This window comes from Pseudomonas sp. LH21 (assembly GCF_036549575.1).
In the GTDB taxonomy this organism is placed as follows: domain Bacteria; phylum Pseudomonadota; class Gammaproteobacteria; order Pseudomonadales; family Pseudomonadaceae; genus Aquipseudomonas; species Aquipseudomonas peradeniyensis.
Genome location: NZ_CP144367.1, coordinates 4,320,566 through 4,341,928, shown reverse-complemented (window position 1 = coordinate 4,341,928; position 21,363 = coordinate 4,320,566). Strand labels below are relative to the sequence as shown.

Annotated in this window: 18 protein-coding genes, 5 tRNA genes and 1 pseudogene; 14 read left to right on the top strand and 10 right to left on the bottom strand. The window is 65.0% G+C overall.

Annotated elements, in window-relative coordinates; all coding sequences use genetic code 11:
• Nucleotides 1–26 precede the first annotated feature (26 nt).
• Complete coding sequence (locus VUG52_RS19800; RefSeq protein WP_331831981.1) at nt 27–1,247, top strand: winged helix-turn-helix domain-containing protein; 1,221 nt, start codon at nt 27–29, stop codon at nt 1,245–1,247.
• Here VUG52_RS19800 and VUG52_RS19795 read toward each other — a convergent pair.
• Nucleotides 1,228–2,574 (bottom strand): class II 3-deoxy-7-phosphoheptulonate synthase, encoded by a 1,347-nt coding sequence (locus tag VUG52_RS19795; RefSeq protein WP_028691729.1) that lies wholly within the window; start codon nt 2,572–2,574, stop codon nt 1,228–1,230. The genes VUG52_RS19800 and VUG52_RS19795 overlap by 20 nt on opposite strands.
• Nucleotides 2,575–2,690: 116 nt before the next feature.
• Here VUG52_RS19795 and VUG52_RS19790 point away from each other — a divergent pair, with 116 nt between their 5' ends.
• Nucleotides 2,691–3,446 carry a spermidine synthase gene (locus VUG52_RS19790; RefSeq protein WP_331831978.1) on the top strand — a complete coding sequence of 252 codons (756 nt, stop codon included), beginning with the start codon at nt 2,691–2,693 and terminating at the stop codon, nt 3,444–3,446.
• A gap of 397 nt (nt 3,447–3,843) precedes the next feature.
• Nucleotides 3,844–5,554, top strand: a pseudogene (locus tag VUG52_RS19785) (DEAD/DEAH box helicase).
• Nucleotides 5,555–5,684: 130 nt separating this feature from the next.
• Here the strand turns inward: VUG52_RS19785 and VUG52_RS19780 are convergent.
• The gene (locus tag VUG52_RS19780; protein ID WP_050704675.1) at nt 5,685–6,437 is read right to left on the bottom strand and encodes a DODA-type extradiol aromatic ring-opening family dioxygenase; all 753 of its coding nucleotides are present in this window, start codon (nt 6,435–6,437) and stop codon (nt 5,685–5,687) included.
• A 101-nt stretch (nt 6,438–6,538) separates the two neighbouring features.
• On the opposite strand from VUG52_RS19780, the gene VUG52_RS19775 reads away from it, so the two are divergent.
• Nucleotides 6,539–7,189 (top strand): thiopurine S-methyltransferase, encoded by a 651-nt coding sequence (locus VUG52_RS19775; RefSeq protein WP_331831977.1) that lies wholly within the window; start codon nt 6,539–6,541, stop codon nt 7,187–7,189.
• Between the two features lie 134 nt (nt 7,190–7,323).
• Here VUG52_RS19775 and htpX read toward each other — a convergent pair whose 3' ends face one another.
• Both htpX and VUG52_RS19765 read right to left on the bottom strand, forming a co-directional pair.
• Nucleotides 7,324–8,211 (bottom strand): protease HtpX, encoded by an 888-nt coding sequence (gene htpX, locus VUG52_RS19770; protein WP_262950942.1) that lies wholly within the window; start codon nt 8,209–8,211, stop codon nt 7,324–7,326.
• A 253-nt stretch (nt 8,212–8,464) separates the two neighbouring features.
• Nucleotides 8,465–9,676, bottom strand: coding sequence for a pyridoxal phosphate-dependent aminotransferase (locus tag VUG52_RS19765; RefSeq protein WP_050704677.1), 1,212 nt, complete (start codon nt 9,674–9,676; stop codon nt 8,465–8,467).
• 167 nt (nt 9,677–9,843) lie between these two features.
• On the opposite strand from VUG52_RS19765, the gene msrB reads away from it, so the two are divergent.
• Together msrB and VUG52_RS19755 are read left to right on the top strand one after the other, a co-directional pair.
• Nucleotides 9,844–10,239, top strand: a complete 396-nt coding sequence (gene msrB / locus VUG52_RS19760; RefSeq protein WP_050704678.1) for a peptide-methionine (R)-S-oxide reductase MsrB — start codon at nt 9,844–9,846, stop codon at nt 10,237–10,239.
• 12 nt (nt 10,240–10,251) lie between these two features.
• Nucleotides 10,252–10,740 (top strand): glutathione peroxidase, encoded by a 489-nt coding sequence (locus VUG52_RS19755; protein WP_232856392.1) that lies wholly within the window; start codon nt 10,252–10,254, stop codon nt 10,738–10,740.
• Here VUG52_RS19755 and VUG52_RS19750 read toward each other — a convergent pair.
• A complete protein-coding gene (locus VUG52_RS19750; RefSeq protein WP_050704680.1) occupies nt 10,730–13,084 on the bottom strand; it encodes a response regulator in 2,355 nt (784 codons plus the stop codon). The genes VUG52_RS19755 and VUG52_RS19750 overlap by 11 nt on opposite strands.
• Before the next feature lie 167 nt (nt 13,085–13,251).
• On the opposite strand from VUG52_RS19750, the gene VUG52_RS19745 reads away from it, so the two are divergent.
• Both VUG52_RS19745 and VUG52_RS19740 read left to right on the top strand, forming a co-directional pair.
• The gene (locus VUG52_RS19745) at nt 13,252–14,139 is read left to right on the top strand and encodes an ATP-binding protein (RefSeq protein WP_331831970.1); all 888 of its coding nucleotides are present in this window, start codon (nt 13,252–13,254) and stop codon (nt 14,137–14,139) included.
• Nucleotides 14,140–14,622 (top strand): GAF domain-containing protein, encoded by a 483-nt coding sequence (locus VUG52_RS19740; RefSeq protein WP_050704682.1) that lies wholly within the window; start codon nt 14,140–14,142, stop codon nt 14,620–14,622.
• A 150-nt stretch (nt 14,623–14,772) separates the two neighbouring features.
• Here VUG52_RS19740 and VUG52_RS19735 read toward each other — a convergent pair whose 3' ends face one another.
• The gene (locus VUG52_RS19735; protein ID WP_050704683.1) at nt 14,773–15,540 is read right to left on the bottom strand and encodes a hypothetical protein; all 768 of its coding nucleotides are present in this window, start codon (nt 15,538–15,540) and stop codon (nt 14,773–14,775) included.
• A gap of 433 nt (nt 15,541–15,973) precedes the next feature.
• Between VUG52_RS19735 and VUG52_RS19730 the strand changes: the two genes are divergently transcribed.
• The 6 genes from VUG52_RS19730 to VUG52_RS19705 all read left to right on the top strand — a co-directional run bounded on the left by VUG52_RS19730 (nt 15,974) and on the right by VUG52_RS19705 (nt 17,008).
• A tRNA-Glu gene (locus tag VUG52_RS19730) sits at nt 15,974–16,049 on the top strand.
• A gap of 4 nt (nt 16,050–16,053) precedes the next feature.
• Nucleotides 16,054–16,129, top strand: a tRNA-Gly gene (locus VUG52_RS19725).
• A 92-nt stretch (nt 16,130–16,221) separates the two neighbouring features.
• Nucleotides 16,222–16,297: transfer RNA gene (locus VUG52_RS19720), tRNA-Glu, on the top strand.
• Nucleotides 16,298–16,302: 5 nt separating this feature from the next.
• A tRNA-Gly gene (locus VUG52_RS19715) sits at nt 16,303–16,378 on the top strand.
• 80 nt (nt 16,379–16,458) lie between these two features.
• Nucleotides 16,459–16,534, top strand: a tRNA-Gly gene (locus tag VUG52_RS19710).
• Between the two features lie 249 nt (nt 16,535–16,783).
• Entirely contained in the window at nt 16,784–17,008 is a 225-nt protein-coding gene (locus VUG52_RS19705) for a hypothetical protein (protein ID WP_220689930.1), read from the top strand.
• A gap of 63 nt (nt 17,009–17,071) precedes the next feature.
• On the opposite strand, the gene VUG52_RS19700 is transcribed toward VUG52_RS19705, so the two are convergent.
• From VUG52_RS19700 to VUG52_RS19685, 4 genes are all read right to left on the bottom strand, one after another.
• A complete protein-coding gene (locus VUG52_RS19700) occupies nt 17,072–17,482 on the bottom strand; it encodes a PA2817 family protein (RefSeq protein ID WP_331831969.1) in 411 nt (136 codons plus the stop codon).
• Between the two features lie 176 nt (nt 17,483–17,658).
• The gene (locus tag VUG52_RS19695) at nt 17,659–20,106 is read right to left on the bottom strand and encodes an acyl-CoA dehydrogenase (protein WP_331831968.1); all 2,448 of its coding nucleotides are present in this window, start codon (nt 20,104–20,106) and stop codon (nt 17,659–17,661) included.
• 235 nt (nt 20,107–20,341) lie between these two features.
• Complete coding sequence (locus tag VUG52_RS19690) at nt 20,342–20,581, bottom strand: DUF3077 domain-containing protein (RefSeq protein ID WP_331831967.1); 240 nt, start codon at nt 20,579–20,581, stop codon at nt 20,342–20,344.
• Nucleotides 20,578–20,817 carry a hypothetical protein gene (locus VUG52_RS19685; protein ID WP_186716206.1) on the bottom strand — a complete coding sequence of 80 codons (240 nt, stop codon included), beginning with the start codon at nt 20,815–20,817 and terminating at the stop codon, nt 20,578–20,580. Before VUG52_RS19685 ends, VUG52_RS19690 begins: the two co-directional genes overlap by 4 nt.
• Nucleotides 20,818–21,363 lie beyond the last annotated feature (546 nt).

The following is a 21,363-nucleotide window of genomic DNA, read 5'->3' as shown; positions in this document are numbered from 1 at the left end:
TCTGAACATCAGACGGAGCCCACCTCATGTCCCTCAGCCTGTCCATTTCCCAGGCCCGCCGCCTGGCCTTGTCCGCCCAGGGCTTCGGCAAGTCGCCCGGCGGCCCGCCGACCCTCGCCAGCCTCACGCGGATGTTCCAGCGCCTGGGCGTGGTGCAGATCGATTCGGTCAATGCCCTGGTGCGCTCCCACTACCTGCCGCTGTTCTCGCGCCTGGGCGACTACCCGCACGACCTGCTCGACCAGCTCGCCTGGGGCCAGCGCCGCCAGCGCCGGTTGTTCGAGTACTGGGGCCATGAAGCGTCGCTGCTGCCGCTGGCGTTGTACCCGCTGATGCGCTGGCGCATGGCTCACGCCGCCGACGGCAAGGGCATTTACCGGCAACTGGCCGCGTTCGGCCGCGAGCGGCGCGAGGTGATCGAGCGGGTACTGGCGGCGGTGCGCGACCAGGGTGCGTTGGGCGCGGGCAGCCTGTCCACCCGCGAGGAGCGCGCCGGTCCCTGGTGGGACTGGAGCGAAGAAAAGCACGCGCTGGAATGGCTGTTCGCCGCCGGCGAGGTCACCGTGGCCGGGCGTCGCGGTTTCGAGCGCCTGTACGACCTGCCCGAGCGGGTGCTGCCGGCGGCCATCCTCGAGCAGGCCCAGCCCAGCGAGCTCGAAGCGCACCAGGGCTTGCTGCTGCATGCCGCCGTTGCCCTGGGCGTGGCCACCGAACAGGACCTTCGCGATTACTTTCGCCTTTCGCCGCAGCAGAGCAAGGCCGCCCTGGCGGTGTTGGTCGAGGACGGCCGTCTGCAGGCCTGCACGGTGCAGGGCTGGAAACAACCGGCCTATGTCGCGGGTGTGCCACGGATACCCCGGCGCATCGAAGCCAGCGCCTTGCTCTCGCCGTTCGATTCGCTGGTCTGGGCGCGTGAGCGTACTGAGCGCCTGTTCGATTTCCGCTACCGCCTGGAGATCTATACCCCGGCGCACAAGCGTGTGTACGGTTACTACGTGCTGCCGTTCCTTCATCGGGAGCGCATTGCCGCGCGGGTGGATCTGCGCGCCGAGCGCGCCCACGGGCGGTTGGCGGTGCATGCAGTGCACGAGGAACCGGCAGGGCTGGACGGGGAAGGGTATCTGGCGCTGGCGGCCAACTTGCAGCGGCTAGCTGCCTGGCTGGGGCTGGAGAGGGTGCAGCTCAACTGCCCCCGCACCGAGGGCAGCCGGCTGCGTCAGGCATTGCTCAGCGGCGTACCTGCTTGAGGGTTTCGGCGATCAGGAACGCCAGCTCCAGCGACTGGTCGGCGTTCATCCGCGGGTCGCAGTGAGTGTGGTAGCGGTCGGACAGGGCGTCCTCGGTGATCGGCCGGGCGCCGCCGATGCACTCGGTGACGTTCTGCCCGGTCATCTCGATATGGATGCCGCCAGCATGGCTGCCCTCGGCCTGGTGCACCTGGAAGAACTGCTTGACCTCGTCGAGGATCTGCGCGAAATCGCGGGTCTTGTAGCCGCTGCTGGCCTTGATGGTGTTGCCGTGCATCGGGTCGGAGCTCCACAGCACCTGGCGGCCCTCGCGTTGCACGGTGCGGATCAGCCCCGGCAGGTGGTCGCCGACCTTGCCGGCGCCCATGCGCACGATCAGGTTCAGGCGGCCCGGGTCGTTGTCCGGGTTGAGCACGTCGATCAGGCGGATCAGCTCCTCGGGGTTCATGCTCGGGCCGACCTTGACCCCGATCGGGTTGTGCACGCCGCGCAGGAACTCGACATGGGCGCCGTCGAGCTGGCGCGTGCGGTCGCCGATCCACAGCATGTGCGCCGAGCAGTCGTAGTAGTCGCCGGTCAGGCTGTCACTGCGCACGAAGGCTTCCTCGTAGTTGAGCAGCAACGCTTCATGGGCGGTGAAGAAGCTGGTTTCACGCAGTTGCGGCGCGGTGTCCAGGCCGCAGGCGCGCATAAAGGCCAGGGTCTCGTCGATGCGGTTGGCCAGCTGGTGGTACTTGTCGGCCAGCGCCGAGTTGGCGATGAAGTCCAGGTTCCACTTGTGCACCTGGTGCAGGTCGGCGAAGCCGCCCTGGGCGAAGGCGCGCAGCAGGTTGAGGCTGGCGGTGGCCTGGTGGTAGGCCTGCAGCAGGCGCTCGGGGTCGGGGACGCGGCTTTTTTCGTCGAAGCCGATGCCGTTGACGATGTCGCCCCGGTAGGCGGGCAGGGTGATGTCGCCGATGGTCTCGTCATTGGCCGAGCGCGGCTTGGCGAACTGGCCGGCCATGCGCCCGACCTTGACCACCGGGCAGCCGGCGGCGAAGGTCATGACAATGGCCATCTGCAGCAGCACCTTGAAGGTGTCGCGAATCTTCGCCGCGGAGAACTCGGCGAAACTCTCGGCGCAGTCGCCGCCCTGCAGCAGGAACGCCCGACCCTGGGTCACTTCGGCGAACTGCCGGCGCAGCTCGCGGGCTTCGCCGGCGAACACCAGCGGTGGGTAGCTGGCCAACGTCTGCTCCACCTTCAGCAGGTGCGCGGCGTCGGGGTAGATCGGTTGCTGCTGGATCGGCAGGGCGCGCCAGCTGTCAGGGGTCCATTGTCGGGTCATTGCAAGCTCTATCCATAAGTGTCGTTAAGGCCTGCCAGCCATGGTACGCCCGGGTGTGCTTGTTGCACCACCGGCATTGGCGGACAATGGGCGTTTTGCGCGGGCAGGTGGTAAGGATGGCGACGGAGCGGGAAGAGCGGCTGCTGGCACGGGTCGAGGACGCCTTTGGTGTCATCAGCGTGTACGAGGTGGATGACTATCGCTTCCTCGAGTTCGGCGACGCCATCGAGCAGAGCTGCACCTTCACCGCCGATCCGAGCTGGCTGGAGTACGACTACACCCGCGCCATGCTGGTTGGCGCGCTGTGCCACGGCCAGCCGGAGAGCGCGCTGTTTCTCGGCCTTGGCGCCGGCACCCTGACCCAGGCGTGCCTGAAGTTCCTGCCGCTGGAGGATGTCGAGGCCATCGAGCTGCGCCCCGACGTGCCGCGCCTGGCCATGGAGTACATGGGCCTGGACGACGACCCGCGGCTGTATGTACGGGTGGGCGACGCCCTCGAGCTTTTGCCCAGCGCGGAGAAGGCCGACCTGCTGTTCGTCGACCTGTATACCGACTATGGCCCTGGTGTCGGCCACCTGGCCTGGGGCTTCCTGGAAAACTGCCAGAAGCAGTTGAATCCCGATGGCTGGCTGGTGATCAACCAGTGGGCCGGGGACGACGGCAAGCCGCTGGGCGCGGCCTTGTTGCGTGGTTTGTACCACCGCCATTACTGGGAGCTGCCGGTGAAGGAGGGCAACGTGATCCTGCTGGTGCCGGCGGACCTGGAGCAGGCGCTGGATATTGATGCCGTGCGGGCCCGGGCCGAAGCTTTGGCGCCGCGTCTGGGCTATTCGCTGGAATACCTGATCAAGGAAATCCGCCCGGCGACCTGATCCGAGTGTGCGCCCCCTGTAGGAGCGGCCTTGTGCCGCGAAAGGGCCGCACAGCGGCCCCGGCGATCTTGAGGTAGGCACACATCCTGGGGCCGCATTGCGGCCCATTCGCGGCACAAGGCCGCTCCTACAGGGAAACGATTCAGCCTGGATCCAATGTGGGTCGTCACTGTCGAAATATTTCTCACAATTCACGGCTATTTCGGGTATAGTACGCGCCGGTCTTTTAGCGGACCTCAAAATCAGGTGGTGCAAATCCTCCGAATCCAGCTTCGGCTGCGCGTCCGCTAGGCGGACCTTCCCAAGACGTTCCTATTTCAATCGTTTTCGCAAATCCCCGCCGCCAAAGCTGCCTGGGTGACCGTTTGGTCTTTCAAGGCATGTGCAGCTTTGGAGCATGGGTCTTTGCGGATGCACCTAGAGGCAGACCCATGACCCAGGAAACCGGCGGATTCGCCGCTCTCGAACTCAATCCGAACATCGTTGCTGCCGTCCTGGCCACCGGCTATGAAGAGCCGTCGGCCATCCAGCAACAGTCGATCCCGATCATCCTCGCCGGTCACGACATGATCGGCCAGGCGCAGACTGGCACCGGCAAGACCGCTGCCTTCGCCCTGCCGATCCTCAACAAGATCGACGTGAGCAAGCGCGAACCGCAAGCCCTGATCCTGGCGCCAACCCGTGAGTTGGCGCTGCAAGTAGCCACCGCTTTCGAAACCTACGCCAAGCAGATGCCGGGCGTTAACGTGGTGGCCGTGTACGGTGGTGCCCCGATGGGCCCACAGCTGCGTGCCATTCGCAATGGCGCACAGATCGTCGTCGCCACCCCGGGCCGCCTGTGCGACCACCTGCGCCGCGACGAGAAAGTCCTGTCCACCGTCCAGTACCTGGTACTCGACGAAGCCGACGAGATGCTCAAGCTGGGCTTCATGGATGACCTCGAAGTGATCTTCGACGCCATCCCTGCCACCCGCCAGACCGTGCTGTTCTCCGCCACCCTGCCGGCCTCGATCCGTGCCATCGCCGAGCGCCACCTGCGCGAGCCGAAGCACGTCAAGATCCAGAGCAAGACCCAGACCGTGACCGCGATCGAGCAGGCCCACCTGATGGTCCACGCCGACCAGAAGATCCCGGCCGTGCTGCGCCTGCTGGAAGTGGAAGAGTTCGACGCGCTGATCGCCTTCGTGCGCACCAAGCAGGCCACCCTGGACCTGGCCGCCGCCCTGGAAGCCAAAGGCTACAAGGCTGCCGCGCTGAACGGCGACATCGCCCAGAACCAGCGTGAGCGCGTGATCGACTCGCTCAAGGACGGCCGCCTGGACATCGTCGTCGCCACCGACGTCGCTGCCCGTGGCCTGGACGTGCCGCGTATCACCCACGTGTTCAACGTCGACATGCCGTACGACCCGGAGTCCTACGTGCACCGTATCGGCCGTACCGGCCGTGCTGGTCGCGATGGCCGTGCGCTGCTGCTGGTCACCCCGCGTGAGCGCCGCATGCTGCAGGTGATCGAGCGTGTCACCGGTCAGAAAGTCGCCGAAGCCCGCCTGCCTAACCCGCAAGCCGTGCTGGATGCGCGCATCAAGAAACTGACCAAGAGCCTGGCGCCGCTGGTGGCCGAGTCCGAGGCCAGCCACGGCGAGCTGTTCGATCGCCTGACCGCCGACCTGGGCTGCACCCCGCGCGCCCTGGCCGCGGCCCTGCTGCGCAAGGCCACCAACGGCCAGGCGCTGGACCTGGCTTCGGTGGAGCGCGAGCAGCCGCTGGTGCCGACCTACACCCCGCGTGAGCGTGGTGAGCGTACCGAGCGCGGCGAGCGTCCGGACCGTGGTGACCGCGAGCGCCGCGCGCCGATGCCGCTGGCCGAAGGCCGCGTGCGTTGCCGTACCGCCCTTGGTGCCCGTGACGGCATCGCCGCCAAGAACCTGCTGGGCGCGATCCTCAACGAGGGTGGCCTGGCGCGTGACGCCATCGGTCGTATCCAGGTGCGTGACAGCTTCAGCCTGGTCGAGCTGCCGGAAGACGGCCTCGAGCGCCTGCTGACCAAGCTCAAGGACACCCGCGTGGCCGGCAAGCAGCTGAAGCTGCGTCGCTACCGCGAAGACTGATCCTGGCGCTGCAATAAAAAATCCCCGGCCTTTTGGCCGGGGATTTTTTTTGCCTGACGCTCAACTGAACCCGCCCCCTGTAGGAGCGGCCTTGTGCCGCGAAAGGGGCGCAACGCGCCCCCGGCGCCCTTCAATCGAACCGATAAATATCCATTCCCAACGCCCCCAGCGTAAACCCCTGGTGCACGATGCCAAACCGCCCACCAGCCCCCATGGCGAAGAACAGCGGCAACAGGTGCTCATCACTGGGATGGTTACGCACCGCAAACGGCGCCTGCCGCCGATAATCCACAAGCGCCGCCTCATCCCCCGCGTTCAACCGCTCCACCACCCAATCACGAAACGCCAGCGCCCAGGGCTCGACCGCATCCGGCCCGGCATGCCAGTCAAGCTCGCCCAGGTTATGGGTGATGCTGCCCGAGCCGACCAGCAGGATGCCTTCCTCGCGCAGTGCCGACAGCGCCCGACCAACCTTCAGTTGCAGATCGGGACCGGCCTGGCTGGGCAGCGACACCTGAACCACCGGAATATCCGCCTCGGGATACATCAGCGACAGCGGCACCCAGGCACCATGGTCGAAGGGCCGCTGCTCATCCAGCCGGGCCCCGAGAAGTTCGGACAGCCGCCTGGCCAGCGCCGGCTCGCCGGGCGCCGGGTACTGCACCGCATACAGCGCTGGCGGAAAACCATGGAAGTCATGCCAGGTCGGCGGCTGCGGGTTGCCCATCACCAACAGCTCGCGGCTCTCCCAGTGCGCCGACACCACCACGATCGCCTTCGGCCGGGGCAGGGCGCGGGCCAGCGCGGCCAGGGCCGGGCCGCTGGCGCCGGGTTGCAGGGCGAGCATGGGCGATCCATGGGAGATGAACAGGCTGGGCAGCATGGCGGGGTCCTGGCAGGTAAGATGCAGCCATCTTCGATCAGCCTTCGATCGAGATCCAATATAAGTTTTCACAGGCTTTGATCGAAAAACCGGGAGGAATCATGGAGCCAGCGTTCTGGCACAAGCGGTGGGCGGACAACCAGATCGGCTTTCACCAACCCCAGGTGAACCCGTACCTGCAGGCGCACTGGTCGACGTTGGGGCTGGCCCCTGGCGCGCGGGTGCTGGTGCCGCTGTGTGGCAAGAGCCTGGACCTGCTCTGGCTGGCCGCCCAAGGCTATCGGGTGCTGGGGGTGGAGCTGTCGCGCAGGGCAGTGGCGGACTTCTTCACCGAACATGGTTTGGTGGCGCAAATTTCTCGGCACGGTGCCTTCGAGGTGTGGCGCAGCGACGAGGTGGAGCTGTGGTGCGGGGATGTGTTCGCGCTGCGCGCCGAGGATCTGGCGGATTGCGCGGGGGTGTATGACCGGGCGGCGCTGATCGCCTTGCCGCTGGCGATGCGCGAGCGCTACATGGCGTTGCTGGGCGAGCAGCTGCCGGCGACCTGTCGGGGGCTGCTGCTGACCCTGGATTACGACCAGGGATTGATCGACGGACCGCCGTTCTCGGTGCCGGACGCCGAAGTGCGGGCAGGGTTTGCCGGGTGGCGGGTCGATGAGGTCGAGGCGCGGGAGATTCTGGGCGAGAGTCCGAAGTTTCTCAAAGCTGGTGCCGAAAGTTTGGTTGAGCGAGTCTACAGCGTTCGGCGTTGAAGCCATCGCGGGGCAAGCCCGCTCCCACGCCTGCACCAAACGGGCTGGCGTGGGAGCGGGCTTGCCCCGCGATGGGGCCGGTACTGGCAATGAAAAAGGGCGACCGAAGTCGCCCTTTCTTGTTGCTGCCTGGATCAACCGCGACGGCGCAGGGCGTCGATGCGGTCTTCCAGCGGCGGGTGGCTCATCAGCAGGCCGGCCAGGCCATGCTTGAGGCCGCCATTGATGCCGAAGGCCTTCATGGTGTCGGGCATGTGCACTGGCAGGCCCTGTTCCGAGCGCAGGCGCTGCAGTGCGCCGATCATCGCGCCGGTGCCGGCCAGGTGGGCGCCGGCTTCGTCGGCGCGGAACTCGCGGCGACGCGAATACCACATGACGATGATGCTGGCGAGGATGCCCAGTACCAGCTCGGCGACGATGGTCGCGATGAAATAGGCGATGCCGTGGCCTTCTTCGTTCTTGAAGATCACCCGGTCGACGAAGTTGCCGATGATGCGGGCGAAGAACATCACGAAGGTGTTCACCACGCCCTGCACCAGCGCCATGGTGACCATGTCGCCGTTGGCCACGTGGCCGATCTCGTGGGCCAGCACCGCACGCACCTCATCGGGCGAGAAGCGCTCCAGCAGGCCCTGGGAGACGGCGACCAGCGCGTCGTTGCGGTTCCAGCCGGTGGCGAAGGCGTTGGCCTCGTAGGCCGGGAAGATCCCCACCTCGGGCATCTTGATGCCGGCCTCGCGGGACAGCTCCTCGACGGTCTGCAGCAGCCACTGTTCGTGGCGGGTGCGCGGCTGGGAGATGATCTGGGTGCCGGTGGTCATCTTCGCCATCCACTTGGAGATGAACAGCGAGACGAGCGAGCCAGCGAAACCGAACACGGCGCAGAAGACCAGCAGCTGGCCGAGGTTGAGGTCAACCCCGTTGGCCGCCATGAACCCGTTGAAGCCGAACAGGCTCAGGGTAATGCTTGCAACCAGCACCACCGCGAGGTTGGTGGCTACAAACAACAGAATGCGCATCATGGTTGTTACGTTCTCCTGACGGATAAGTTCGTTGCGTACTGCGGGGTATATAAGGGGGAGGGCGCGGCTATTCAACCGGGCGACTATTTCAAACTGTGTACGCGAGGAGTATGGCAGAGGATGCCGGGCGTACCGTGGGATAGAGCGTTGCAGGATGTAAGGCGAAAACATCGCGGGGCAAGCCCGCTCCCACGCTGGGCCGCGTGGGAGCGGCGGTGCGCCGATGCGACTTGCCCCGCGATGACGGTATCGCTTACTGCGAGTAAGTGCGCAGGAAATTGCCGATCCGGCCAATGGCCTGTTCCAGGTCATCCACCCGCGGCAGCGTCACCACGCGGAAGTGGTCCGGCCATGGCCAGTTGAATGCCGTGCCCTGGACGATCAGCAGCTTTTCCGACAGCAGCAGGTCGAGCACGAATTTTTCGTCGTTGAAGATCGGGCAGACCTTCGGGTCGATCTTCGGAAACGCGTACAGCGCGCCCATCGGCTTGACGCAGCTCACCCCTGGGATGGCATTGAGCAGCTCATAGGTGCGGTTGCGCTGCTCCAGCAGGCGGCCCGGCGGCAGTACCAGGTCGTTGATGCTCTGGTAACCGCCCAGGGCTGTCTGGATCGCGTGCTGGGCCGGCACATTGGCGCACAGGCGCATGTTGGCCAGCATGTCGATGCCTTCGATGTAGCTCTGGGCGTGGTGCTTGGGCCCGGAGATGATCAGCCAGCCGGAGCGGAAGCCCGCCACCCGGTACGACTTGGACAGGCCGTTGAAGGTCAGGCACAGCAGGTCCGGGGCCAGCGACGCGGTGCTGATGTGCACGGCCTCGTCGTAGAGAATCTTGTCGTAGATTTCGTCGGAGAACACCACCAGGTTGTGCTGGCGCGCCAGCTCCAGCATGCCCAGCAGCAGCTCTTTCGAGTAGACCGCGCCCGTCGGGTTGTTCGGGTTGATGATCACCAGGGCCTTGGTGTTCGGGGTGATCTTGGCCTTGATGTCGTCCAGGTCCGGGAACCAGTCGGCCTGCTCGTCGCACAGGTAATGCACCGGCTTGCCGCCGGCCAGGCTCACCGCGGCGGTCCACAGCGGGTAGTCGGGCGCCGGGATCAGCACCTCGTCGCCGTTGTTGAGCAGCGCCTGCATCGACATCACGATCAGCTCGGAGACACCGTTGCCGAGGTAGATGTCCTCGATGGTGACGCCTTCGATTTCCTTCTGCTGGCAGTACTGCATCACCGCCTTGCGCGCGCTGAACAGACCCTTGGAGTCGCTGTAGCCCTGGGCGGTGGGCAGGTTGCGGATCACGTCCTGGAGGATCTCGTCCGGCGCCTCGAAACCAAACGGCGCCGGGTTGCCGATGTTCAGCTTGAGGATGCGGTGGCCTTCCTCTTCCAGGCGTTTGGCGTGCTTGAGCACTGGGCCGCGAATGTCGTAGCAGACATTGGCGAGCTTGTTCGATTTGCTGAACTGCATGATGAGATCCCGAGTGAGAATACGCGCCGCCCTTGCTCGAAAGGTTTGAAAGGGCGGGAAGCGGGTGCCAGACTGGCTGCCTTGCACACGAAGCCAACTAATATACGTGCCACCCGCGCCAGGGAAAAGCCGGTGCGAGGTGAAAATCAGCCTGCCGAGGTCCCATCATGCAAAAGATCGACAAAACCCTGGACGAATGGCGCGCCATGCTCGATCCGGCCCAGTACCAGGTGTGCCGGCTCAAGGGCACCGAGCGGCCGTTCAGCGGCAAGTACAACAGCGAGCGCCGCGACGGCATCTACCACTGCATCTGCTGTGACCTGCCGCTGTTCGACGCCAAGACCAAGTTCGATTCCGGTTGCGGCTGGCCGAGCTTCTACGCGCCGATCGAGGAAGCCGCGATGATCGAGATCCGCGACACCTCCCACGGCATGATCCGTACCGAAGTCACCTGCGCCCAGTGCGACGCCCACCTGGGCCATGTATTTCCCGACGGCCCGCCGCCGACCGGGCTACGCTACTGCATCAACTCGGTGTGCCTGGACCTCAAGCCACGCGATTGACGGAGAGCGAACATGGCCGATGCGCTGCTGGACATCCCCTGCGTCACCCTCGGTGGCGAACAGAAAGTGCTGGGCGACTTCGCCGGCAAGGCGCTGCTGGTGGTCAACACCGCCAGCCAGTGCGGTTTCACCCCGCAGTACAAGGGCCTCGAACGCCTGTGGCAGGAGTACCGCGACCAGGGCCTGGTGGTGCTGGGCTTCCCCTGCAACCAGTTCGGCAAGCAGGAGCCGGGCGATGCCCGCGAGATCGCGCAGTTCTGCGAGCTCAACTTCGGCGTGAGTTTCCCGCTGTTTCGCAAGATCGAGGTCAACGGCCCCGGCGCCCACCCGCTGTTTGCCGAGCTCAAGCGCCGCGCGCCGGGCGTGCTGGGTACGCAGAAGATCAAGTGGAACTTCACCAAGTTCCTGGTCGACCCGCGCACCGGCAAGGTCAGCCGCTTTGCCCCGACCACCAAGCCCGAGGCGCTGAAATCGGCGATCGAGCCGCTGCTCAACCGCTGACCGGCACCCAGTGCTCGATCAGCGCCAGCAGTTCCTCGCGGCGGAACGGCTTGGCCAGGTAGTCGTTCATGCCCGCGGCGCGGCAGCGCTCGCGCTCCTCGGGCATGGCGTTGGCGGTCAGCGCGACGATCGGCAACTCCGGCCAGCGGCTGCTCTGGCGAATGCGCCGGCTGGCCTCGTAGCCATCCATCACCGGCATGTTGCAGTCCATCAGCACCAGGTCGAAGCTGCCTTGCTCCAGGCAGTCCAGGGCTTCCTGGCCGTGGGCGGCCACCTGCACCTGACAGCCGAGCTTGCCCAGCATGCCCTTGGCCACCAGCTGGTTCACCGGGTTGTCCTCCACCAGCAGGATGCGCGCCCTGAGCTCGCGCGAGGCCGGCACCTCGTGGGGCAGTGGCGCGTTGGGCTCGCCCTGCAGGGTGCGGCGCAGGGTCTGGTACAAGGCATTGCGTGCCAGGGGCCGGGCCAGTTGCTGCAAGGGCGCCAGTTGCTCGGCCTGCTCGGTGGGCAGGAAGTTGCCGTAGGCGGTCACCAGCAGGATCGGCGCCTCGATGGCCGGGCGCAGGTCGAGCACGTGGTCCAGGTCGTCGGTGATCAGCAGGTCGACGGCCGTGCCGGCCAGGTCCTTGGCATCCTCATGACGCGCGTATTCCAGCCCCCAGCGCGGCAACAGCCCCTCCAGCAGCTCGGCCAGGCCACTGCCGGGGTTGCCCAGGGCCACCACCCGCCCGTTCAATGGCGCCGGCGGGATCGCCTCGGTGTGCGCCGGTAGCGGCAGGTCGGCGCTGAAGCGGCTGCCGAAGCCGGTTTCGGACTGGATATGCAGATGCCCCTGCATGGCCTGGCACAGGTTGCGGGTCAGGGCCAGGCCCAGGCCGGTGCCGCCGTACTGGCGGGTGATGCCGGCGCCGGCCTGGGTGAACGGCTGGAAGATCCGCGCCTGGGCTTCCTCGGGGATGCCGATGCCGGTGTCGCTTACCTCCAGGCGGATGCCGCCGACGATGCTGCTCAGGCGCACGTCGACGCGGCCGAAACGGGTGAACTTGAGGGCGTTGGACAGCAGGTTGCTGACGATCTGCCGCACCCGGGTCGGGTCACCCAGTACCGTGCTGGGGAAGTCCGGGGCGACCAGGCAGGTCAGCTCGACGCTGGGCGCGGCATTTTGCGACAGCAGGTTGGCGGTGTCCTCGACCATGGCGCCGAGGTCGAACGCAATGCGCTCGAGCTCCAGCTGGCCAGCGTCGAACTTCGACAGGTCGAGGATATCGTTGAGCAGCTCCACCAGCACCTTGCCCGAGTCGTGGGCGATGGACAGCTGCTGGCGCTGCTCGGGCGCCAGGCCACTGTCCAGGGCCAGGGCGATCATGCCCAGCATGCCGTTGAGCGGGGTGCGGATCTCGTGGCTCATGTTGGCCAGGAAGGCAGCGCGGGCCTGGGCCATGTCCAGGGCGCGCTGGCGCGCTTCGTCCAGCTCCTGGTTGGACAGGCTCAGGCGGTTGTTGCTGGCCTTGAGCTCGGTGGTGCGCGCCGAGACGATGTCTTCCAGCTCGTTGAGATACTGGGTCAGGCGGTTCTCGGCGGTGCGCCGCTGCTGGATCTCGGTGGCCATGCTGACGAACTGCTGGTTGGCGACCCGCACCAGCACACCGATCTCGTCGTTCTCGTGGCCCCTGGGGCAGTCCACGCGGTTCTGCCTGGGCGTGCGCGCATCGTTGCCGCTGAGCGCGCCGATCACCGTCACCAGCGGCTTGGTCAGCATCAGGTAGAACAGACCCAGGAGGATGCCGGTAAGCACCAGGCTGCGGGCGAAGCCGTTGACCAGGGTCACCCCGGCCCGATCGAGGAAGCGCCCGCCGAAGGTGTAGGTATCGACATCCAGGTAAAGGGTGCCGAGGTATTCGTCGGGCATGTGGGCGAGGAACAGCCGGTCCTGGAACTGACGTTGCTCGCCGAACAGAAAGTCCGACAAGGCTCGGTAGCGGCTTTCCATGCTGGGCCGTTGCACGTCGGCCAGCACCGTGTCGTTGTTGTCGATCAGCCGCGCGCGGATCAGCGCCGGCGATTTCAAAAGGCCGCCGGTCAGCTCCTGGGCCAGTTCCGTGTCGATGTTGTAGGCGATGCGCGAGGCCGTGTCGTGGCTGATCTTCAGCAGTGCCTGAATTTCACGGTTGATGGACGCGTCTTCGCTGGCATAATCGATGCCGATCTGGATGAGACTGAGCAATGTTCCCAGGATGAAGCCGACCAGGACTGTCAACCGGGCTTGCTTGTATGACAGGCGATTGGTGAACTTGATATCCATGGGTCCCAAGCCGGTTACTTGCTCCGTGCGCTGCGCAAGCATAGCCGATCAGCCCTGGCTGCTGGCGGGTCTGTCGAACATTCAGCTTTTGTCCGTGCCGGCCCCTTCGCGGGTAAACCCGCTCCCACAGCGGGCAGTGGATCCTGTGGGAGCGGGTTTACCCGCGAAGGGGCCGGCACGGTACCGAAACCTGATTTGCAGGAGCCCTCATGGACACCCGCCTTACCGCTTTCCTCGACCGCGCCGAATCGGTCCTCGCCCGCCTCGAACCCTTGCTGCCGGCCCCACGCCCGGACATCGACTGGACCCGCAGCCTGGCCGCCCGCTGGCAGCGCGACGGCCGCAGCGGCTACCTGATGCCCCTCGAAGTCAGCCTCGACATCCGCCTGTCCGACCTGATCGGCGTCGACCAGCAGCGTGAACAGCTGGGCCGCAATACCCACCAGTTCATCAACGGCATGCCGGCCAACCATGCTTTGCTGTGGGGTTCGCGCGGCACCGGCAAGTCGTCGCTGGTGCGCGCCCTGCTGGCCGAGCATGCGGGCCAGGGCCTGCGCCTGATCGAAATCGAACGCGACCACCTGGCCGACCTGCCGCGGGTGGTCGAGCAACTGCACAAGCTCGAACAACGCTTCATCCTGTTCTGCGACGACCTGTCGTTCGAAGCCGGGGAGGGCGACTACCGGGTGCTCAAGAGCGTGCTCGACGGCTCGCTGGAGCAGGCCCCGGACAACGTGCTGCTGTACGCCACCTCCAACCGCCGCCACCTGGTGCCGGAGAAACAGAGCGACAACGAGAACTGGAGGATGGTCGACGGCGAGCTGCACCCCAACGAGGCGGTGGAGGACAAGATCGCCCTGTCCGACCGCTTCGGCCTGTGGCTGTCGTTCTACCCGTTCAGCCAGGAGCACTTCCTCAATGTGGTCGAGCACTGGATCGGCCAGCTGGCGCGCCCGGCCGGGCTGCAGTGGCAGCGCAGCGAAGCGCTCGACATCCTCGCCGTGCGCTGGGCCACCGGCCGCGGCAACCGTAATGGCCGTTGTGCCTATCAGTTCGCCCGCTACTGGGTCGGGCTGCAATTGCTGGAGCAGAAATAAATGATCGACCTCAACGCCAGTGGCCAAGGCCTCGACGGCTACGACCTGCTGGCCGCGCAAGTGCAGGCGCTGTTCGCCGACGAGCGCGACTTCATCGCCAACGCCGCGCAGTTCTCGGCGTTTCTCTACAACCAGGTAGAGGACCTGAACTGGGCGGGCTTCTATATCAACCGCAACGAAGAGCTGGTGCTCGGCCCGTTCCAGGGCCAGGTGGCCTGCGTGCGCATCCCGTTCAGCCGGGGCGTGTGCGGCGCCGCGGCGGCCACCCGCACGACCCAGCGGGTCGAGGATGTGCATGCGTTTCCCGGGCATATCGCCTGTGACAGCGCGTCCAACAGCGAGTTGGTGATCCCGTTGGTCAAGGCCGGCAGGCTGATCGGCGTGCTCGACCTGGACAGCCCGAAGCTGGCCCGCTTCAGCGAAGTCGACCAGGCGGGGCTGGAGCGGTTGGTCGAGGTGTTCCTCGAGTTGACCGACTGTTGAAATGAAGAAGGGGCCTGCGAAGGCCCCTTTCTTTATGGGGCTGCTTTGCAGCCCTTTCGCGGCACAAGGCCGCTCCTACAGGCGACCGCGATCCCCTGTAGGAGCGGCCTTGCGCCGCGAAAGGGGCGCAAAGCGCCCCCAGAATCTCGATCAGTCGTAAATAACCTTCTTCTTCCAGGTCTCATCCTCATCAGTCTTGAGCCCCTGAGTCAGCGCATTCTGTTCATTCTCCGCCGGCTCCATCTGGTCCAGCACCTGGGCATTGGCCCGGTTCAGCAGTTTCTCAAGGTAAGTCAGCTGCTCTTCATACTGCTTCGGCTCAGGCTGCTTGCGCAGGTACTGCACGCCGCGCTCGAACGCCAGGCGCGCCTGCCCCGGCTGGTTCTGCTGCAGGGCCTGCTGGCCAAGGTTGTTGAAGAATTCGATATGCAGCAGCACCAGGATATGGCGGATCTCCTTGACCCAGTACTTGCCTTCGTTGGTCGCGAGGAACCCCTCCTGGGTGGCACGCACGATCTGGTTGTGCAGCAGTTCCAGCAAAAAGCGCACGTCCTTGGCCTTTACCTCGGTCTGGATGGGCGAGGGCGGGTTGCTGACCGGGATTCTCTCACCCTGGCCGATCAGCCCTTCAAGCTCGGCGATGCGCGCCTTGAGGTCGCCACTGTGCTTGTCCAGGGCTAGCTGACGCTGGTTGAGGTTCAGTTCGAGGCGGGTCAGCAGCAGCTTGAGCGCGGGCGTCATGAACTGCCCGGGGAAGGTCTCGGTGATTTCGCCGCAGCGGCGCAGGCGGTCAGCCAGCTCGACCTTGAGCCGTGCACGCTCGAGCTTGCCGTTCTCGACCACATTGTTGAGGTAGCCGATCACGATCAGCAGCGCGATACCCGCAACGATAAGCAGGGTGATCAGAAGTGGTGTCACCGTTAACGCCTCATGAAGAAGTTTTGCATCTATCGAGAGTGTAGTGAGTCCGCCCGAAAGCGAACAGTGCAGCCTGGCGGACAGTCCTGCGCGCCCTTGAATCCGTGAAGCATTCGTGGGAGCGGGCTAGCCCCGCGATGAGGCCCTCGAGCCTTGCTTATATGTATCGGCCCGTAATCCAAAACCTACAGATAGTGGCACATCGCTACGAGCTTGCCGAGACAACGTCAGAAAAGCAACGCCAATCCCCGGACGCATCCTGCACCACCGCCCATGACGACGGGAAGTCATTGATTTAAATAAATTTCTACAAAGGGGTTGACGACCTCCCAAGGCATCCATAGAATGCGCGCCACTTGCAGCGTAAAGCACACAGCGAAACGCGGCAGGGAGTGAAAGCAAGCAGTACTTTAATAGGTAATGCGAGCAGCGTGTCCCCTTCGTCTAGTGGCCTAGGACACCGCCCTTTCACGGCGGTAACAGGGGTTCGAGTCCCCTAGGGGACGCCATATTGCGGGAATAGCTCAGTTGGTAGAGCACGACCTTGCCAAGGTCGGGGTCGCGAGTTCGAGTCTCGTTTCCCGCTCCAGTTTCTCCGGCACTGCTTCGGCAGGGCAGGAAAAGAAAATCCAGGCTGAATCGTGAGGTTCATGTTCTGGTGCGCTGAAAAGCGTCGGCTTAGTCCCCTTCGTCTAGTGGCCTAGGACACCGCCCTTTCACGGCGGTAACAGGGGTTCGAGTCCCCTAGGGGACGCCATATTTGCGGGAATAGCTCAGTTGGTAGAGCACGACCTTGCCAAGGTCGGGGTCGCGAGTTCGAGTCTCGTTTCCCGCTCCAGTTTCAACGCATCGTTCCGACGGTGCCGGTGGTGAAGGTCGTCAAGGCGCTTCACGCCACATGCGGTAAAGCTTCACCCTGCGGGAATAGCTCAGTTGGTAGAGCACGACCTTGCCAAGGTCGGGGTCGCGAGTTCGAGTCTCGTTTCCCGCTCCATGTTGAAAACGCCACTTCGTTTGAAGTGGCGTTTTTTTTTTGCTCGCGTGGTTGGTTTTTAGGGCGAGCTGGCTCAGCACACCTATCAATTTTGCTAGTTGGCGAATGTCGTCTGAGGGCGTACAACGGTATGGCGCTACTCGTTACGTGCCCGATGTTCGTACTCATACCATCAGTTATTACTCTGTCGGGGGAGAATGTTGGGCGCGCCTGATCCCACTCCATTCTGCCTTGAACAAGGAAGGAGCAATGACCGTGACGATCGAAAAGACGGATTTGGAAGTCCAGCTGGAGATATGTAAACGGGCGGTCGATGCGTGGAGGCGTTATGAAGAAAGTAAAGGGCAGCAGTCCCCTTCGCAGGTAGAACGACTTCGACTGGAAGCAGAGTTCTTATGTTCTTCGGCGCATCATTTTTTTGGGGGTAAGGCTAGGATTCCCCCTGATTTGCTAGATCGTGATTTGGCGGAGTGAATTCACTTGTCCCGCTCAGGTGATTGGGGTTCCCGGCCCAGATGGGGCCGGGATGCATCTACATCAGTGAATATCACCCTGAGCAGGCTTAGCCAGCAGTTGCTTTTCTTGGTGCCAATCAAACGCTTCACCGTTCTGCTCGGCCTCGTACCGTCGCTCTTCCAGCGTCTGGTAAAGCTCCAGCTCTTCATCCGGCATGAAGTGCAGGCAATCACCAGCAAAGAACCACAGCAGGTCACGCGGCACCAGATGGGCGATCTGCGGATAACGCTGAATCACCTGGCAGATCAGGTCCTGGCCCAGGTACTGGCTTTGCAGCGGGTCCTGGGGCAGCAGGGTGAGCAGTTCGTCGAAGCGCTCGAGGAACAGGGCGTGGCTTTCCTCCGGGACCTGTTCGGCTTCACCCAGCGCGGCCAGGATGGTGCGCAGGTGGTGGAGCAGTTGCAGGTGGTATTCCAGGTGGGGGTTGGCCATGGCGGCGGTCCTCGGGGTGGTTGAAACGGGGGGCGGAGTATACGCCGGTTTTGCATGGGCTGGCAGCGCAGTAGCCTGTACCGGCCGCATCGCGGGGCAAGCCCGCTCCCACGCCCACAGATGCGACTAGTGTGGGCGTGGGAGCGGGCTTGCCCCGCGATGCGGTCGACCAATGCTCAGCGCACTTTGCCTGCCTCGGGCAACAGCACGTCCTTGTCGAACGCATCCACATCGATCACCACTCGGCGTGCCTGCTCGGCCTGATGCAGGCGCTGGCCTTCCTCCGCCCGCAACACGCCGGCTTCGATGGCAGCGTCGATCACCGACTGCCCCGGTGCCACCTGCACCTTGCCTTCCCTGACCGCCTGATGCAGCGCTTTGTGCAGCGGGGCGGCATCGTCCAGCAGGTCGCAGGCCGTCTGCAGCGCGGCCACCGGGTCGCCGTCGGCCTGGGGCCTGAAGCAACCCGCCAGCAGCTCTTCCAGCGCCGGGTCGCCTTTGCGGCGGCCGATCAGCGCCGCCACCTCGGCATCCAGCTCATCGCTGGGCCCGGTATGCCGGCGGCCGAACGGGAACACCAGCACCCGCAGGGCGCAGCCCAGGAAGCGGTTGGGGAAGTTGTCGAGCAGCGCGTCCAGCGCTTTCTCGGCCTGCCCCAGGCTTTCCTCCAGCGCCCAGCGCAGCAGCGGGCGCAGGTACTCGGGCGAGCCGAGGTCGTGGTAGCGCTTGAGCGCGGCGCTGGACAGGTACAGGTAGCTGAGCACATCGCCCAGCCGGGCGCTCAGGCGTTCGCGGCGCTTGAGCGCGCCGCCCAGCAGCATCATCGACAGGTCGGCCAGCAGGGCGAACGCCGCCGCCTGGCGGTTGAGGGCGCGGAAGTAGCCCTGGCTCAGGGCATCGCCCGGAACCTTCTCGAAATGCCCCAGGCCCAGGCCCAGCACCAGGGTGCTGGCGGCGTTGCCGGCGGCGAACAGGATGTGCTGCAGCAGCAGGTCGTCGAACTCGTTCAGCGCCTGGTCGTGGTCCTCGCGCCCGGCCAGGGCCATTTCCCTGAGCACGAACGGGTGGCAGCGGATCGCGCCCTGGCCGAAGATCATCAGGTTGCGCGACAGGATGTTGGCCCCCTCGACGGTGATGAAGATCGGCGCGCCTTGCCAGTTGCGGCCCAGGTAGTTGTTCGGGCCCATGATGATGCCCTTGCCGCCGTGCACGTCCATGGCGTGCTGGATGCACTCGCGGCCGCGTTCGGTGAGGTGGTACTTGAGGATCGCCGACAGCACCGAGGGTTTTTCCCCGAGGTCCACGGCCTTGGCGGTGAGCAGGCGGGCGCTGTCCATCAGCCAGGCGTTGCCGCCGATGCGCGCCAGGGACTCCTGGATGCCTTCGAAGGCGGCCAGCGGCACGTTGAATTGTTCGCGCACCCGGGCGTACTGGCCGGTGACCAGGCTTGTGTACTTGGCCGCGCCCGTGCCGACCGCCGGCAGGGAGATCGAGCGGCCCACCGACAGGCAGTTCATCAGCATCATCCAGCCCTTGCCGAGCATGGCCTGGCCGCCGATCAGGCAATCCAGCGGCACGAATACGTCCTTGCCGCTGTTGGGGCCGTTCATGAACGCAGCCCCTAGCGGCAGGTGCCGCTGGCCGATTTCCACGCCGGGGAGGTCGGTGGGGATCAGCGCCAGGCTGATGCCCAGCTCGGTCTGCTCGCCCAGCAGGTGGTCGGGGTCGTAGGCCTTGAAGGCCAGGCCCAGCAGGGTGGCGACCGGGCCGAGGGTGATATAGCGCTTTTCCCAGTTCAGGCGCAGGCCGATGACTTCTTCACCCTGCCACTGGCCTTTGCAGATGACGCCGGTATCGGGCATGGCCCCGGCGTCGGAGCCGGCCAGGGGGCCGGTGAGGGCGAAGCAGGGGATATCGTCGCCACGGGCCAGGCGTGGCAGGTAGTGGCTGCGTTGCTCATCAGTGCCGTAGTGCAGCAGCAGTTCGGCCGGGCCCAGGGAGTTGGGCACCATCACCGTGGAGGCCAGGTCGCCGCTGCGGGTGGCCAGCTTCATCGCCACCTGGGAGTGGGCGTAGGCCGAGAAGCCCTTGCCGCCGTATTCCTTGGGGATGATCAGGGCGAAGAAACCGTGCTGCTTGATGAAATCCCAGGCTTGCGGCGGCAGGTCGAGGTCCTGGCCGATCTGCCAGTCGCTGACCATGGCGCACAGCTGCTCGGTGGGGCCGTCGATGAAGGCCTGCTCTTCCTCGGTGAGCCTGGGCGCGTCGTAGTCGAGCAGGGTGTTCCAGTCGGGGCGGCCGCTGAACAGGTGGCCGTCCCACCACACGGTGCCGGCGTCGATGGCTTCGCGCTCGGTCTGCGACATCGGCGGCAGGGTGCGCTGGAACCAGCTGAACATCGGCGCGGTGAACAGCTTGCGGCGCATCTCGGGCAGGACGAAGAAGGCGGCCTTGAGGGCGATCACTACCCAGATCAGCGTCAGCAGCCAGCCCGGCGCCGTGCTGAACAGGCCCATGAGCAGGGTGTAGGCGGCGATTGCCGCGAGGATTTGCAGTGGCGCCAGGCGCCGATGCAGGAGATACGCGGCGCCTAGCACCAGGACCAGCAACCACAACAGCAGCATGATTCTTCCTCCTTGGAAGCGGGGGGCGGGGGCGATCCACAGAGCTTAGACGTGTTGGGGTGGATGGCCTGCTTAGAAGACTGACCGGGTTGGGTGGCGGGAGTTCGGTGGTGGTTGAGGGATTGTGGGGCTGCGTTGCAGCCCTTTCGCGGCGCAAGGCCGCTCCTACAGACGGCCGCGATCCCATGTAGGAGCGGCCTTGTGCCGCGAAAGGGCCGCAAAGCGGCCCCGGGGATCATTTACTTCTGTTCAACCCCACCTCCATGTCATCGATCAGCGCCTTGGCCATCGCGCTGAGGATCCGCGCCGAGCTGCCGGCCAGCAGGTCACCTTCCATCTCCGCCTCGCAGGTCAGGTGGCGGATACAGCCGAGCAGCACCGACAACTCGCTGAAGGCGTCCTCGAAGGACACGCCCGGCTCGACCTTGAACAGGTCCAGGCAGGTGGTGCGGCCCGCGGTATGCCCGCGGCTCATGGCTGCACCTGCGGCTTGTGCTCGAGCAGGGCGCAGGCCAGCTGGCCGAGGTAGTCGCTGGCGGTGAACAGGCGGTCCTGGACTTCGCCGGGCTCGGTCTTGAAGTAGATGTCGAGGACGTCGGAGATGGCGGTGGCCACTTCGACGGCGGCAGCCATGGCGTCGTCGCGGGGGAGAGTGGGGCGGATGGTGAGGAAGTGGGAGAGACGGGGTGGGTCGGGGACGATTTTTTTCATGGTCGAGAGTCCTATGCGGTCATTGAAAACCACCATCCAGGCCTTTTCTCACGAGGTGAGGGTGGCGGCCGTGTACGAGGTGAGAAAACCGGGACATAGGACAAACCCGGTCAGACCGAAGTCTGCCCGCACACGGCCACCATGACGAAGCCGCTGGTTGTCATATGTAGTCGGGTTTCTCACACCCGGTCACCCAATTGGGCGACCCGATGAAGTTATCCCCGGGGTATTTTCCCGACAACGCGGCGGCTTCCGGCAAGCGCGTAGGATAGTTCCCAAGCTTTGCTGGCTGAAGCATTTGGTTTCAGGTTCGGAAATATCTGACATAGGATTTGGGGGCTCAGGGGTGTTCGCCGAGAGAGGTTCTGCGCCTGGGAGATCGGGCGCCGCCCGCGCGGCGCATCGCGGGACAAGCCCGCTCCCACATCTGTTTCGGGCCAGTCAATCCTGTGCCATTACCTGGTCCGCCTTGTTGGCCCGACGTGGTTTCAGCGTGGGCACCACTGCCGCTCCACCTGTCTCAAGACATGCACCAAGGCGGGCAAC